Origin of the sequence: Chryseosolibacter histidinae, assembly GCF_018598225.1 — a bacterium.
GTDB classification, from domain to species: domain Bacteria; phylum Bacteroidota; class Bacteroidia; order Cytophagales; family Cyclobacteriaceae; genus Chryseosolibacter; species Chryseosolibacter histidini.
The window spans coordinates 52,261-68,070 of the sequence record NZ_JAHESF010000005.1 but is presented as its reverse complement, the minus strand read 5'-3'; the positions used below and the strand labels follow the sequence as shown (position 1 = coordinate 68,070).

Genomic DNA, 15,810 nt, shown 5'->3' with positions numbered 1-15,810 from the left:
TCACTTTTCTTAACTCATGAAGAAACTTATTCTTTTTTCGGCCCTGATCATTTCCACCATCAGCTTCTTCGCCTTTCAGCAAAAACCCAAATTCGACCTCAAGGCCAGCATTGCCCGTGGCCAGGAGATCTACGTCGCGCAATGTCTTGCCTGCCACCAATCTGAGGGCGAAGGCATTGCAGACCTCTATCCGCCGCTGGCAAAATCTGATTACCTGATGGCCGACAAGAAACGTTCCATTCAGCAGGTGTTGCACGGTATCACCGGCGAGATCAAAGTGAACGGAAAAACTTATAACGGCGAGATGGCGGCTTTTGATCTCACCAACCAGGAAGTGAGCGACGTACTCAACTACATCAGGAACTCGTGGGGAAACAAAGGAGCCGCGATCACACCTGAAGAAGCAGCGGCTGCCCGGGGGAAATAAATTGCCGATTTTTTTCTAATTTAATGAGCGCTTAATTCACTGACATGAAGGAGCAGAGAGCAATTGTCGAGGCCTTTAAAAATGTGGAATTCCCACTTCGGAAAGCTGCGCTGGCTACCGTTGTAAAAGTAAGAGGATCGTCTTACCGCAGTCCCGGTGCCCGCATGCTGATCACTGACGACGGAAAGTGGATAGGCTCTATCAGTGGCGGCTGCCTGGAAGGAGATGCCCTGCGAAAAGCCCGCCAGGTAATGCAGGATAAAAAACCATTGACGGTTACGTACGATACGCGTGAAGAAAGTAATCAGAACCTGGGCATCGGCCTGGGATGCAACGGTGTGATCGATGTGCTGATCGAGCCTGCCGATCCCGCGGATGAAAGCAACGCGGTTCGTCTTTTCGAAAACCTGCTTCACATCAAAGAACCACTCGCCCTGGCAACCGTATTCTCCTCTCCTCACCTGACGGGAGAAAAGCTGCTGATCACCGCAGACAAGGAGAAACGCGCGACATTCTCAGAAGCCGGATTGAATGAGCTCGTCACCTCCGACCTGCTGAAGGTCTTTGAAACACAAAGGTCAGAAGCGAAAGAATATGTGGTAGGCGATAAACGCTTCGAGGTTTTTATCGAGCTCATACAACCCGCCGTGTCACTGATCATTTTCGGGGGAGGTTTTGATGCGCGCCCCGTGAGCCAGCTGGCGAAATCGCTGGGATGGCAGGTGATGGTCACCGATGAGTGTGTGGCGCATATCGCCCCCGTGTTCTTTCCTACCGCCGACAAGCTATCGTTATGCCAGCGGGACTTCATAGACCGCGACTTCGACATCACGCCATACACCGCTTGTGTGCTCATGTCTCACAACTACGAGTATGATCTTGATGTGTTGAAAAAATTACTGGGCTCTCCCACACCGTACATTGGGATCCTGGGTCCGCGGAAAAGATTCGACAAGATGACCGAAGAGTTCGGCACGCAAGGAATAACATTGACACATCACGACCTGCATCGAATTCACTCACCCATCGGCCTGGATATTGGTGCCGAAGCCCCTGACGAGATCGCTGTGAGCATCATCGCCGAGATCCAGGGCAAGTTCGCCAACCGCTCCGGAGGTTTTTTGAAATACAGGAATGCTCCTATCCACCAGCGTGATCAGAAGAGCGACCAGGTCTTCAAACAGGTGTATCTCGCATCACCTCACGAGTCCAAATCCGCCAACCGGTAACTGGTATGAAAAATATCTTCGTCTTTTTTATGACCTGTTGCGTGATCAACGTGTTCGCACAGACTTCACAACAGGAGATCAATGACCAGGTATGGAAACCTTTTATCCAATCGTTCAACGATCACGACACAAAAGGTTTTATGGCTGTTCATTCAAAAGACGTAGTGCGTTCGCCCCGCGATGGAAAATCAGTACTGAGCTGGGATGAATACAATCAGCAGATGGAGCGTGGAGATCAGCGTGCAAAATCATCCGGCGCCAAACGTACGCTGGAGCTCAGGTTCGCCGAACGTATTGCCGGCAAAGACAAGGCCGTTGAAGTAGGCATCTACAAGACCACCAATATCAGCCCCGATGGAATAGCCCGCAGTTTCTATGGCCGATTCCATGTGGTGCTCCGAAAAGAGAATGGAGTCTGGAAAATACTGGTCGACACCGACTCCTCCGAAGGTGGATCGGTCTCCGAAAAGGATTTTCTGGCTGCATCGTCTCTCTAACTCACCCGACATCATGAAAGAGTTTGGGATTGTCATGCTCGCTGCTGGCGCCTCTACCCGCATGGGGCAATCCAAGCAACTGCTCCCGGTAAAGGGAGAACCTTTGCTTTTAAGATCCGTTAACGCTGCCATCCTTTCAGGAGCACAGAAGATCGTTGTGGTGTTGGGTGCGAATGAAAAAGCACACCGCGACCTTATCCGCGATCTGAAAGTAGAGATCGTTTTCAACGAACGGTGGGAGACAGGAATGGGTAGCTCCATTAAAACGGGGTTGCGCGCATTGCTTGATCTAAATCCTTCCCTGGAAGGCATTGTGGTGCTCGTCTGCGATCAGCCACTGCTTACTGCTGATCATATTCGGCAACTGGTCACAAAACACACAGAAACTTCCAAACCCATCGTTGCCTCCGGGTACGCTGCCACTTCGGGTGTACCGGTATTTTTTCACAAGGTATATTTCGGGAAGCTGATGAAGCTCAAAGACGAACAGGGCGCCAAAAAGGTGATCCAGCAAAATTCAGGGGATGTTACACTGCAGCCTTTTCCCCAAGGCGAGATCGACCTGGACACACCTGAAGACTATGAGCGTTTTAAGCGATCAAAGTGATCATAAGCTGCGAGCCTTAAGCTACGAGCTACGAGACAGGATGGGGATTTTCCCAGAAGTTTACGGCTAGCGGCTCGCAACTTTCAAAAATCGCGCTTTTCTTACACGTGTATCGGGCCTGCCGGAATAAAGCCGCTTCGCTGCCTGTAAAAGGTAAATTCGGGTAAGTAAAAAAAATTCCTTTATGACACCTATCAAAAACACCGAAGGTCTAACCACCGAACAGATCAACCGCGAGCTGGCACATGGAGCCAAATTTGTGATCTATCAATTCACCTTCTCCATTATTGTCATGACTTTCAGAAGATCGTCTGACATATATTTTGTGCGCGCGGGCGAGAGCGGGGTATTGAAAGGACTGCCCTTCACCCTGATAACACTTGTCTTCGGCTGGTGGGGTATTCCCTGGGGTCCGATCTACAGCATCGGAAGTCTTTATCACAACCTGCGGGGCGGAAAGAATGTTACCGGTGAGATCATCTCAGCCGTGAACCAGGCCCCGGTTGCCGCGCAAGCCTGATCATTGGATTTTCCGGTTAAAAACAAAAAAGCCACTTGATAACAAGCGGCTTCTTTTATTTTTTTGATATCTCTCTAACTACACTTTGATCTCAACATCCACACCACTGGGAAGCTCAAGCTTCATAAGTGCATCTACGGTTTTAGCGCTGTTGCTGTAGATGTCTACAAGACGCTTGTAAGTGCAGAGCTGGAATTGCTCACGTGACTTCTTGTTCACGTGGGGCGAACGGAGTACAGTGAATTTCTCCTTTTCAGTAGGAAGCGGAATGGGACCGCTCACAACGGCACCTGTTGCCTTTACAGCTCTTACAATCTTCTCAGAAGATTTATCAACCAGGTTGTGGTCGTAAGATTTAAGTTTTATTCTGATTTTCTGGTTCATGTTGTCTTGGTTAGGAGATCGTCTAAATCCTATTCTATGTTAAAAATCCTGTTAATCCTATAAATCCTTTAATTCAGGTCTTATTTGGCAACTGCTGCACCTTTCACGTCTTCGATCACTTTATCAGCCAAGTTCTTAGGAACCGGAGCGTAGTGAGAGAAGGTAAGTGATGCAGAAGCACGTCCTGAAGTAATGGTACGCAGGTCAGTCACGTAACCGAACAGCTCGGCCAGCGGCACATCAGCCTTGATGATCTGAGCACCTGCCCTGGTGTCCATACCTTTCAATGAACCCCTTCTTCTGTTCAGGTCACCTGTTACTGAACCTGTATATTCATCGGGTGACATTACTTCAACCGACATGATAGGCTCGAGCAACTGAGGAGCAGCTTTCTTAGCAGCTTCTTTGAAGCCGATGCGGGCTGCCAATTCGAATGACAACGCATCAGAGTCAACATCGTGGTAAGAACCATGGAACAGCCTTACTTTCATTGAATCGATAGGGTAGCCAGCCAGCGGACCGTTTACCATCGCTGATTCGAAACCTTTCTGGATCGCGGGGATGAATTCGCGGGGGATCACACCACCTACGATATCGTTCACGAATTCCAGTCCGTCTTTTACGATGCCATTTTCTTCGGGACCACGAGGTGAAAGCTCGAACACAATATCGGCAAACTTACCGCGACCACCGGTCTGCTTCTTGTAAACCTCTTTGTGCTCAACCGACTTGGTAAGCGCTTCTTTGTAAGCCACCTGGGGTGCACCCTGGTTGATCTCTACTTTGAATTCGCGTCTCAGGCGATCGATGATGATCTCCAGGTGAAGCTCGCCCATACCACGGAGGATGGTCTGGCCTGTTTCCTGGTCTGTGTTAACACGCAGCGTGGGATCTTCTTCCACGAGCTTACCGATAGCCATACCGAGCTTATCGGCATCAGCTTGTTTCTTGGGCTCGATGGCATAACCGATCACAGGCTCAGGGAATATCATTGATTCCAGCACCACTTTGCGTTTTTCGTCGCAAAGGGTATCACCTGTTTTAATGTCTTTAAAACCTACCACGGCACCGATGTCACCGGCAGACAGTCTTTCGATCTGGTTCTGCTTGTTGGCGTGCATCTGGAACACACGGGAGATACGTTCTTTATTTTCTGAACGGGTATTGTAGATGTAAGAACCTGATTCAAGCACGCCTGAATAAGCGCGGATGAAGCAAAGACGGCCTACGAACGGGTCGGTAGCGATCTTGAAAGCCAAAGCTGCAAATGGCTCTTTTTCATCAGGTCTGATGGTCACTTCTGCATCGGTGTCAGGATCGGTACCGATGATGTTGTCCTTGTCCATAGGAGAAGGCAACAGCTCCATCACGTAGTCGAGCATGGTTTGCACACCTTTGTTTTTGAAAGATGAACCGCAAACCATCGGCACGATCTTCATATCGATGGTAGCCTTGCGAAGGGCCGTCAATATTTCTTTTTCAGAGATGGAGTTCGGATCATCGAAGAATTTCTCCATCAAAGTTTCGTCGTAATCAGCTACTGCTTCCAGGAGTTTCTCCCTGTATTCAGCAACGTCAGCCTTCATTTCTTCAGGGATCGGCACAACCTCGTAGGTCATACCTTTATCGTGCTCGTTCCAGATAATGCCACGGTTGTTAACGAGGTCAACAACGCCTTTGAAATTATCTTCAGCACCGATGGGCAGCTGCAGGGCAACTGCTTTGCTTCCCAGCTTCTCTCTCACTTGTTTACAAACGTCGAGGAAGTCTGCACCGGCACGGTCCATCTTGTTCACGAAACCGATGCGGGCAACTTTATAGTTGTCGGCAAGACGCCAGTTGGTCTCAGATTGAGGTTCAACACCGTCAACAGAGCTGAAAAGGAACACCAGCCCGTCCAACACACGCAGTGAGCGGTTCACTTCAACAGTGAAATCCACGTGACCGGGTGTATCGATGATGTTGATATGATAGTCGTTATTGCGGTATTTCCAGTGTACAGTGGTAGCGGCAGAAGTAATGGTAATACCCCTCTCCTGTTCCTGCTCCATCCAGTCCATGGTTGCAGCGCCTTCGTGCACTTCACCGATCTTGTGGTTTACACCAGCGTAGTAAAGAATACGTTCAGTGGTAGTAGTCTTACCGGCATCGATGTGGGCCGCAATACCTATATTCCTGGTGAATCTTAAATCTCTTGCCATTACTTAATGCTTTATTAGAATCTGAAATGTGAGAATGCCTTGTTGGCTTCGGCCATTCTGTGTGTATCGTCTTTCTTCTTGATAGCAGCACCTTCACCTTTTGAGGCTGCGATGATCTCAGCCGCCAGTTTATCCATCATGGTCTTTTCACCACGCATCCTTGAATATTCGATAAGCCACTTGATGCTCAGGTTGATCTTTCTTTCAGGCCTGATCTCTACAGGCACCTGGAATGTAGCACCACCTACCCTGCGGCTTTTTACTTCTACAGCAGGCATGAGGTTGTTCATGGCGCGTTTCCATACTTCGATACCGGGCTCGTTGGTCTTCTTCTCAACTTGTGCTACGGCATCATAGAAGATGTTATAAGCCACGCTCTTCTTGCCTTGTTCCATCAGATAGTTTACAAACTTCGTTACCAGCGTATCCTGGAATTTAGGATCGGGAAGTAAGTATCTCTTTTTAGGTTTTGTCTTTCTCATGACTTTATCTGATTATTTTTTACCGCCTTTTGCTGGCGCTGCAGCTGCTGCACCGGCTTTCGGCCTTTTAGCACCATATTTTGACCTGGCCTGCTTGCGACCATTCACGCCTGCAGTATCCAGTGCACCACGGATGATGTGGTAACGAACACCCGGAAGATCTTTCACCCTGCCACCACGGATGAGAACAATTGAGTGCTCCTGAAGGTTGTGACCTTCGCCGGGGATATAAGCGTTGACTTCTTTTCCGTTGGTAAGACGAACCCTCGCCACTTTCCGCATGGCTGAATTGGGTTTCTTAGGCGTAGTAGTGTACACACGTGTACATACGCCCCTGCGCTGAGGGCAGGAATCAAGGGCAGGAGACTTAGACTTGAAGGTCAGCTTCTTCCGTCCTTTTCTTACAAGTTGCTGAATGGTAGGCATTTATATACTTAATTTATAAATCTCTCTCGTTATTGGTCTTTCGAATTACAAGTCCTTCCAATTGGAAGATTTTCTAATTAGAAAAAGACCTCTCTGAAATTAGGACTGCAAAGGTATTATAAGTAATAAAGGATACAAAGCCTTTTAGCAAGATTTTTGTACCGTTATCGGCTTACAATGCCCTTTTCTGAGGTTCCGAAGCCCTAAGCTTCTCCCATCGTACCCCCGAAATTCATGGGGAATTTGGGCATATCCTCCGTTCTTTTGATCTGGCCAAAGGAAGCTTCATACTTGTCAATATTGTCTTTCAGGGCCAGCAAAAAGCGTTTGGCATGCTCCGGAGTGATCACGATCCTGGATTTGACCTTCGCTTTGGGAACACCCGGCATCAGCCGGATAAAATCGATCACAAATTCACTGTTGGAATGGGCGATCATGGCCAGGTTCGAATAGATCCCTTCCGCAATCTCCTCCGTCAGCTCAATGTTGATCTGGTTTTGGGCCTGCTGTTGCTTGTTCTTGTCCTCTGCCATAAATGTTGTTTTTATAAGCAAAAAGTGCGGATGGCCTTTTGATCAGCTCATCCGCACCTGTATTGTCACATCAGGTGATTAGTCCTGAAGCTCTTTCTCCCTGTCTCTGGCCCTTGCTTCGGCACCGGCGGTCAGGGCATTGTACTCATCTTTATGAGTAACAATGATGTCGTTGAACTTACGCTGGCCTGTACCGGCAGGGATCAGGTGACCTACGATCACGTTCTCCTTCATACCCATCAACCAGTCAGTTTTACCGCGGATAGCAGCTTCGCTCAGTACTTTGGTAGTCTCCTGGAAGGAAGCGGCTGACAACCAGCTTTCAGTTTTCAAAGACGCCTGGGTAATACCCTGCAGCGTAGGCCTTGAAACGGCAGCCAGTGCATCGCGAACTTCAACAAGTTTCTGGTCTTTTCTTCTCAACAGCGAGTTCTCGTCGCGGAACTCACGTGCTGTGATGATCTGGCCAGGCTTCATCGTTGCAGAATCACCTGCATCCACTACCACTTTCTTATCGATCACCGAGTCGTTCTCCTCGCGGAAAGCAAACTTGTCTACATATTCACCAGGCAGGAAGTTAGTATCACCCGGATCGATGATCTCTACCTTCTGCATCATCTGGCTTACGATGGCTTCGATGTGCTTATCGTTGATCTTCACACCCTGCAGACGGTACACTTCCTGGATCTCGTTCACCAGGTATTCCTGTACGGCTGTAGGTCCTTTGATGAGCAGGATGTCAGAAGGTGTGATCGAGCCATCAGACAACGGCTGACCAGCCTTCACAAAGTCGTTATCCTGAACAAGGATGTGCTTCGACAACGGTACGAGGTAACGTTTCTGAACACCGTCGCGTGATTCGATGAAGATCTCACGGTTACCACGTTTGATACCGCCATAGGTTACAACACCATCGATCTCACTTACCACGGCCGGGTTAGACGGGTTACGTGCCTCGAACAATTCTGTTACACGGGGCAGACCACCGGTGATATCCCTTGATTTACCCATTGTACGAGGGATCTTCGCCAGCACCTGGCCAGCCTTGATCTTCTCGCCTTCATCCACCGCAAGGTGAGCGCCTACCGGGATGTTGTATCCCTTGGTATCGGTCTTACCTTTTACAACGATGGCCGGGTTCTTGGTCTTATCTCTGGTTTCAGTGATCACTTTTTCACGGTGACCGGTCTGTTCGTCAGATTCTTCCTTGAAAGTAACACCTTCGATGATCGACTCGTACTCGATGGTACCGTCGAACTCTGAAAGGATCACCGCATTGTAAGGATCCCAGAAGCAAAGCTCATCACCTTTTTCAACTTTCTCGCCATCTTTCACTTTCAGGAAAGCGCCATAAGGCACGTTGTTGGTGATCAGCACTCTGCCCTTCTCTTTATCTGTAATTCTAATTTCACCGGTACGGCCCATTACGACACGTACAGGATTGTTCTCATTGTCTGTGGTCTCGATGATACGGATACCTTCGAACTCAACAACACCGGGGAACTTGGCCTTGATGTTGGCTTCCACCGCGATGTTCGATGCAGTACCACCCACGTGGAAGGTACGCAGCGTCAGCTGGGTTCCAGGTTCACCGATCGACTGTGCAGCGATAACACCTACTGCTTCACCGGTCTGTACCATCTTGCCAGTAGCCAGGTTACGGCCGTAGCATTTTGCACATCCACCGATCTTCGATTCGCAGGTGAGCAGCGAACGGATCTCCACTTCTTCAATTGCAGTTTCTTCAACGCGTTTGGCGATCTCGTCTGTGATCTCCTCGTTGGCATCAACGATCAGCTCGTCGGTCAACGGATCATACACAGCATGTACAGTTACACGGCCTACGATCCTTTCAGACAGCGGCTCCACGATATCTTCGTTGTCTTTCAGCGCTGTTACTTTCAGACCACGCAGTGTTCCGCAGTCCTCTTCCGTGATCACGAGGTCGTGTGCCACGTCTACAAGACGGCGGGTCAGGTAACCTGCGTCAGCGGTTTTCAACGCTGTATCGGCAAGACCTTTACGTGCACCGTGCGTAGAGATGAAGTACTCGAGTACGTCCAGACCTTCCTTGAAGTTTGAAAGGATCGGGTTCTCGATGATGGAACCTACTGATCCGGCAAGGTTTTTCTGAGGCTTGGCCATCAGACCGCGCATACCGCCCAGCTGACGGATCTGTTCCCTCGAACCCCGTGCACCGGAGTGCATCATCATGTAGATCGAGTTGAAGCCCTGGTTGTCTTCTTCCAACTGCTTCATCAGCGTGTTGGTCAGCAACGTGTTGGTCCTCGTCCAGATATCGATCACCTGGTTGTAACGTTCGTTGTCTGTGATCAGACCCATCATGTAGTTGTTCCAAACGGCATCAACTTCTTCCTGGGCATTGGCCACGAGCTTCTCTTTTTCGGCAGGTACTTTCACGTCGTTAAGACCCATGGAAAGACCTCCTTTGTAAGCCATCTGGAAACCGAGCTCTTTGATATCATCGAGGAACTTGGCGGTCTTCGAAAGGCCTGCATATTTGAATACGTCGGCAATGATGGTCTGAAGCTTCTTCTTAGTGAGGAGCTCATCCACAAAGCCTACTTCTTCCGGAACATATTGGTTGAAGAGCACGCGACCTACTACGGTCTCAACGGGCTTATAAGCAATTGCACCGGTCTTCTTGTCTTTTACATTCACCCTTACTTTAACGATGGCATGCTTGGAGAGCTTGCCTTCGTTGAAGGCTACGATCACCTCTTCGGCAGAGTAGAAACGTTTTCCTTCTCCTTTCACAGCCACTTCAGGAGTGCCTTTGCGGCCTTTGGTCAGGTAGTACAGTCCCAACACCATGTCCTGAGAAGGTACGGTGATAGGCGCGCCGTTAGCAGGGTTCAGGATGTTGTGCGATGAAAGCATCAGCATGGATGCTTCGAGGATCGCTTCCTGGCCGAGCGGAACGTGAACCGCCATCTGGTCACCGTCGAAGTCAGCGTTGAACGCGGTACAAACGAGCGGGTGCAGCTGGATAGCTTTTCCTTCGATCAGCTTGGGCTGGAATGCCTGGATACCGAGCCTGTGAAGTGTAGGAGCACGGTTGAGCAGCACAGGGTGTCCTTTCAACACGTTTTCCAAAATATCCCAGATCACGGGATCTTTTCGGTCTACAATCTTCTTGGCCGACTTCACGGTCTTTACAATTCCCCTTTCGATCAGCTTGCGGATGATGAACGGCTTGAACAACTCAGCGGCCATGTCTTTGGGCAGACCGCACTCGTGAAGCTTCAGTTCAGGACCTACCACGATCACCGAACGACCTGAGTAGTCAACACGTTTACCGAGCAGGTTCTGACGGAAGCGGCCTTGTTTACCTTTCAGCATGTCGCTCAAAGATTTCAGCGCGCGGTTTCCATCGGAACGTACGGCGTTCACTTTTCTCGAGTTGTCGAACAGTGAGTCGACAGCTTCCTGGAGCATACGCTTCTCGTTACGAAGGATCACTTCAGGAGCTTTGATATCGATCAGTCTTTTCAGACGGTTGTTACGGATGATCACACGCCTGTAAAGGTCGTTGAGATCTGATGTTGCAAAACGGCCACCATCCAACGGTACGAGCGGACGCAGTTCCGGCGGGATCACAGGCACCATCTTGATCACCATCCATTCGGGCTTGTTCTCAATGCGGGTGCGTGCTTCGCGGAAAGCTTCCACTACTTTCAGGCGCTTCAACGCTTCAGCTTTACGCTGCTGCGATGTATCGGTAGCAGCCTGGTGTCTTAATTCATAAGACAGTGTATCGAGCTGTGTTCTTGACAACAGCATCTCCAGCGCATCGGCTCCCATTTTCGCAATGAACTTCTTGGGATCATTGTCGTCCAGGAGCTGGTTTTCGCGGGGAAGCTTGTCAACGATGTCGAGGTATTCTTCTTCGGTGAGGAAGTCGAGACGGTTCACACCATCTTCTTCCTTGATACCGGGCTGAATAACCACATAACGCTCGTAGTAGATGATCTGGTCGAGTTTCTTGGTAGGAAGGCCTAACAGGTAACCGATCTTGTTGGGCAGCGAACGGAAGTACCAGATGTGTGCTACGGGCACCACCAGTTCGATGTGGCCCATGCGCTCGCGCCTTACTTTCTTCTCCGTAACCTCAACACCGCAGCGGTCGCAGATGATGCCTTTATACCTGATCCTCTTATATTTTCCACAATGACATTCCCAATCCTTCACCGGTCCGAAGATCCTTTCGCAGAACAGACCGCCCATCTCAGGCTTGTAGGTTCTGTAGTTGATCGTTTCCGGCTGGGTTACTTCACCATGCGAGCTTTCCAGAATAGATTCAGGAGAAGCAAGGCTGATGGTGATCTTGGAGAAGTCGTTGTTGATCTTTTTATTTTTTCTGAAAGACATATTCTTAGTTTTCAGTTTGTCTACAATTCTTTTAAGTCCATAGTCCATGGTCCATAGTCCATAGTACTACCGACCATGGACTATCGACTATCGACTTTAATCCATTGTTATCTCAAGCGCCAGACCTCTGAGCTCGTGCACGAGTACGTTGAACGATTCAGGGATGTTAGGCTTGCGCATGTTCTCGCCTTTCACGATGGCTTCGTATGCTTTTGCACGACCGATCACGTCGTCGGACTTGATGGTCAGGATCTCCTGCAGGATATGGGACGCACCGAATGCTTCGATAGCCCAAACCTCCATTTCTCCAAAACGTTGTCCACCGAACTGTGCTTTACCACCCAGCGGCTGCTGTGTGATGAGCGAGTAAGGTCCGATAGAACGTGCGTGCATCTTATCATCAACAAGGTGGCCGAGTTTCAGCATGTATGCGATACCTACGGTTACGGGCTGATCGAACTTCTCACCGGTCAGACCATCGTACAGGTAAGTTCTTCCGGCGTCAGGCAGGCCTGCATCCTTCAGTTCTTTCTGTACCTCATCCATAGAAGCACCGTCAAAGATCGGTGTTGCATATTTTTTGCCGAGCTTATGTCCGGCCCACGCCAATACGGTCTCATAGATCTGACCCAGGTTCATACGCGAAGGTACGCCCAGCGGGTTCAGACAGATATCAACCGGTGTTCCGTCTTCAAGGAACGGCATGTCTTCTTCACGCACGATCCTGGCCACAACACCTTTGTTACCGTGGCGACCTGCCATCTTATCACCCACTTTCAGCTTGCGCTTCTTGGCGACATAAACTTTGGCAAGTTGAACGATACCGGTCGGCAGCTCATCACCTACTTCGAGGGTGAAGCGCTCGCGTTTGAACTCACCGGCGTAAGTGTTACGCTTCAGCAGGTAGTTCTTCACTGTATAACCGATCAGCTCGTTGGTATGCTCGTCGCTGGTCCAGTTCTCGAGGCTGACGTCAGCGATCAGGTTCACTTCTTCCGGAACGTTGTAATTGCTTTCGTCGCGGTAGATGTTCTTGTCAGGGAAGAGATTGTTGTCAATCACCTTCTGAGAGAACTTCACACCTTTGCTTACCAGCTCGTCTCCGAATTTATGCTTCACACCGTTGCTGGTCTTTCCGTTCAGCAGGGTGGTAAGCTTCTTCACCATCTCCTCGCGGAGATCGGTGAGCTGCTTGCTGTACTTGTTCTTCAGCGCGTCAAGCTCTTTCTTAGACTTGGTGCGAACGTCTTTGTCGCGTTTGGGTCTCGAGAACAGCTTGGTATCGATCACCACACCTTTCAGTGATGGCGGCGCCTTGAGGGATGCATCTTTCACATCGCCGGCCTTGTCACCGAAGATCGCCCTGAGGAGCTTTTCTTCCGGTGTAGGATCGGTTTCACCTTTCGGGGTGATCTTGCCGATGAGGATATCGCCTTCTTTCACTTCGGCGCCGATGCGGATGATACCGTTCTCGTCGAGGTGTTTTACAGCTTCTTCGCTCACGTTCGGGATCTCTGACGTAAGCTCTTCTTCACCACGTTTGGTGTCGCGTACTTCAAGCTCGAACTCTTCGATGTGGATCGATGTGTAGATATCGTCACGCACAACGCGCTCGGAGATCACGATCGCATCCTCGAAATTGTAACCCTGCCAAGGCATGTAGGCTACGAGCAGGTTGCGGCCCAGCGCCAGCTCACCGGCTTCGGTAGCATAACCCTGGCACAGCGGCTGACCTTTCACCACTTTCTGGCCTTTCATTACCAGCGGTGTAAGGTTGATGCAGGTATCCTGGTTGGTTCTTCTGAACTTGATCAGGGTGTATGTTTTGAACTCATCGTCGAAGTTCACGAGTCTCTGCTCGTCGGTCACTTCGTATTTGATGACGATCTTCTTGGCATCTACAAACTCAACAACACCAGGTCCTTCTGCCAGGATGAGGGCACGTGAGTCGAGGGCTACCTGTCCTTCGAGGCCTGTTCCCACGATGGGGGCTTCGGGTCTCATCAGGGGCACTGCCTGACGCTGCATGTTCGAACCCATGAGGGCGCGGTTAGCATCGTCGTGCTCCAGGAAGGGGATCAGGGATGCAGCCACCGACACGATCTGGTTAGGCGCAATGTCCATGTACTTCAGATCTTTCGGTTCCACCACCGGGAAGTCACCTTCAAAGCGCGATTTCACTTTTTCTACTGTGAACTCGCCGGTAGGTTTGATCGGCGCATTGGCCTGAGCGATATAGTTGGTATCTTCTTCTTCTGCGGTAAGGAAGATCACAGGGTCTTTCATCTTCACTTTACCATTTTCGATCTTGCGGTAAGGTGTTTCGATGAAGCCCATCTTGTTCACTTTTGCATGAACGCAGAGGGAAGAGATCAGACCGATGTTCGGACCTTCAGGCGTTTCGATGGTACAGAGACGGCCGTAGTGTGTATAGTGTACGTCACGAACCTCGAAGCCTGCACGCTCGCGCGACAGACCACCTGGACCAAGGGCAGACATCCTGCGCTTGTGGGTGATCTCGGCCAGCGGGTTGGTCTGGTCCATGAACTGTGAAAGCTGGTTGGTTCCGAAGAACGAGTTGATCACCGAAGACAGGGTACGCGCGTTGATCAGGTCAACAGGCTTGAAGTCTTCGTTGTCGCGTACGTTCATTCTTTCCTTGATGGTCCTGGCCATACGGGCAAGACCTACGCCGAACTGTGAGTACAATTGCTCACCTACGGTTCTTACCCTCCTGTTAGACAGGTGATCGATGTCGTCAACAACAGCCTTCGAGTTGATGAGGCCGATGAGGTACTTCACGATGAGGATAATATCTTCTTTGGTAAGCACGCGCTGATCGTAGCCCAGGTCGAGACCGAGCTTCTTGTTGATCCTGTAGCGGCCTACTTCACCGAGGTCGTAACGTTTTTCGCTGAAGAACAGGCTCTGGATGATATCGCGGGCGGTTTGTTCATCAGGCGCTTCGGTATTTCTCAACTGGCGGTAGATGTACTCAACCGCTTCTTTTTCAGAGTTGGAAGTATCCTTGGCGAGGGTATTGAAAATGATGTTGTAGTCGGCGATGTTGATATCGTCGCGGTGCAGGATGATAGACTTCACGCCTGAATCCAGGATCACGTCTACGTCTTCTGCTGCGATGACGTGGTCACGCTCGAGGAGAACTTCATTACGGTCGATAGAAACCACTTCACCGGTATCTTCGTCCACGAAATCTTCTGTCCAGGTCTTGAGCACCCTTGCAGCAAGCTTTCTGTCCACTACTTTCTTGAGCGTGTTTTTGTTAGCCTCCACTTCTTCAGACAATCCGAAGAGGTCGAGGATATCTTTATCTGAACCATAACCGATTGCGCGGAGCAGGGTGGTTACGGGGAATTTCTTTTTACGATCGATGTACGCATACATGACGGCGTTCACATCGGTGGCGAATTCAATCCATGATCCTTTGAAAGGGATGATACGGGCCGAATACAGTTTGGTACCGTTGGTGTGCTTGCTCATGGCAAAGAACACACCGGGCGAGCGGTGCAGCTGTGATACGATAACGCGTTCGGCGCCATTGATCACAAATGAACCTTTCTCGGTCATGTACGGGATATTTCCAAGGAATACTTCCTGTTCGATGGTCTCGAAATCTTCGTTATCCTCATCGTTGCAGGTAAGTCTGAGCTTCGCTTTGAGCGGCACGGAGAACGTCAATCCCCTGTCGATACACTCGTCAACGTTATATTTCGGAGGATCGATGGTATAGTCAACGAACTCAAGCACAAAATTCTCGCGGGAATCGCTGATGGGGAAATTCTCTGCGAAAACCTTGTAAAGACCTTCGTTCTGTCTTTTTTCGGCCGGAGTTTCGATTTGTAAGAAATCTTTGAAAGACTGGAGTTGGAGATCCAGAAAATCAGGGTAGTCGAGCACTTTCTCAATTGAAGAGAAGTCGATCCTACCAGTATTCATCTTCTTTGCCAAGGTTGTTTCTTTTTAGGTTCTAAAATCCTGGACTAGAACAAGCGTGTATGCTCAGTTAGTTCGGGTATAAATGCCAGGGGGCATAAATAGGGATAGACCCTGTCTGATTCTGGCCCGATTTTACGGGATCAGAACGACCAGGG

The 15,810-nt window shown here is 49.8% G+C and carries 12 protein-coding genes; 5 read left to right on the top strand and 7 right to left on the bottom strand.

Annotated elements, in window-relative coordinates:
* Positions 1-16 precede the first annotated feature (16 nt).
* The 5 genes from KK083_RS06565 (at position 17) to KK083_RS06545 (ending at position 3,280) form a co-directional block, all read left to right on the top strand.
* On the top strand, positions 17-427 hold the full coding sequence (locus tag KK083_RS06565) for a c-type cytochrome (RefSeq protein ID WP_254161809.1): 411 nt from the start codon (positions 17-19) through the stop codon (positions 425-427).
* 44 nt (positions 428-471) lie between these two features.
* Entirely contained in the window at positions 472-1,656 is a 1,185-nt protein-coding gene (locus tag KK083_RS06560; protein WP_254161808.1) for an XdhC family protein, read from the top strand.
* 5 nt (positions 1,657-1,661) lie between these two features.
* Positions 1,662-2,153, top strand: coding sequence for a YybH family protein (locus KK083_RS06555; protein WP_254161807.1), 492 nt, complete (start codon positions 1,662-1,664; stop codon positions 2,151-2,153).
* Between the two features lie 13 nt (positions 2,154-2,166).
* Positions 2,167-2,760 (top strand): nucleotidyltransferase family protein, encoded by a 594-nt coding sequence (locus KK083_RS06550; RefSeq protein WP_254161806.1) that lies wholly within the window; start codon positions 2,167-2,169, stop codon positions 2,758-2,760.
* Between the two features lie 184 nt (positions 2,761-2,944).
* Positions 2,945-3,280, top strand: a complete 336-nt coding sequence (locus KK083_RS06545) for a hypothetical protein (protein WP_254161805.1) — start codon at positions 2,945-2,947, stop codon at positions 3,278-3,280.
* A 78-nt stretch (positions 3,281-3,358) separates the two neighbouring features.
* Here KK083_RS06545 and rpsJ read toward each other — a convergent pair whose 3' ends face one another.
* From rpsJ to rpoB, 7 genes are all read right to left on the bottom strand, one after another.
* A complete protein-coding gene (rpsJ, locus tag KK083_RS06540; RefSeq protein ID WP_079688288.1) occupies positions 3,359-3,664 on the bottom strand; it encodes a 30S ribosomal protein S10 in 306 nt (101 codons plus the stop codon).
* Between the two features lie 80 nt (positions 3,665-3,744).
* Positions 3,745-5,865 carry an elongation factor G gene (fusA, locus tag KK083_RS06535; protein ID WP_254161804.1) on the bottom strand — a complete coding sequence of 707 codons (2,121 nt, stop codon included), beginning with the start codon at positions 5,863-5,865 and terminating at the stop codon, positions 3,745-3,747.
* A gap of 14 nt (positions 5,866-5,879) precedes the next feature.
* Positions 5,880-6,347 (bottom strand): 30S ribosomal protein S7, encoded by a 468-nt coding sequence (rpsG, locus tag KK083_RS06530; protein ID WP_254161803.1) that lies wholly within the window; start codon positions 6,345-6,347, stop codon positions 5,880-5,882.
* 12 nt (positions 6,348-6,359) lie between these two features.
* Complete coding sequence (rpsL, locus tag KK083_RS06525) at positions 6,360-6,773, bottom strand: 30S ribosomal protein S12 (protein WP_254161802.1); 414 nt, start codon at positions 6,771-6,773, stop codon at positions 6,360-6,362.
* 203 nt (positions 6,774-6,976) lie between these two features.
* Entirely contained in the window at positions 6,977-7,306 is a 330-nt protein-coding gene (locus KK083_RS06520) for a DUF3467 domain-containing protein (protein WP_254161801.1), read from the bottom strand.
* A 78-nt stretch (positions 7,307-7,384) separates the two neighbouring features.
* On the bottom strand, positions 7,385-11,698 hold the full coding sequence (gene rpoC, locus KK083_RS06515) for a DNA-directed RNA polymerase subunit beta' (protein ID WP_254161800.1): 4,314 nt from the start codon (positions 11,696-11,698) through the stop codon (positions 7,385-7,387).
* Between the two features lie 96 nt (positions 11,699-11,794).
* Positions 11,795-15,655 carry a DNA-directed RNA polymerase subunit beta gene (gene rpoB / locus KK083_RS06510; RefSeq protein WP_254161799.1) on the bottom strand — a complete coding sequence of 1,287 codons (3,861 nt, stop codon included), beginning with the start codon at positions 15,653-15,655 and terminating at the stop codon, positions 11,795-11,797.
* Positions 15,656-15,810: the final 155 nt, after the last annotated feature.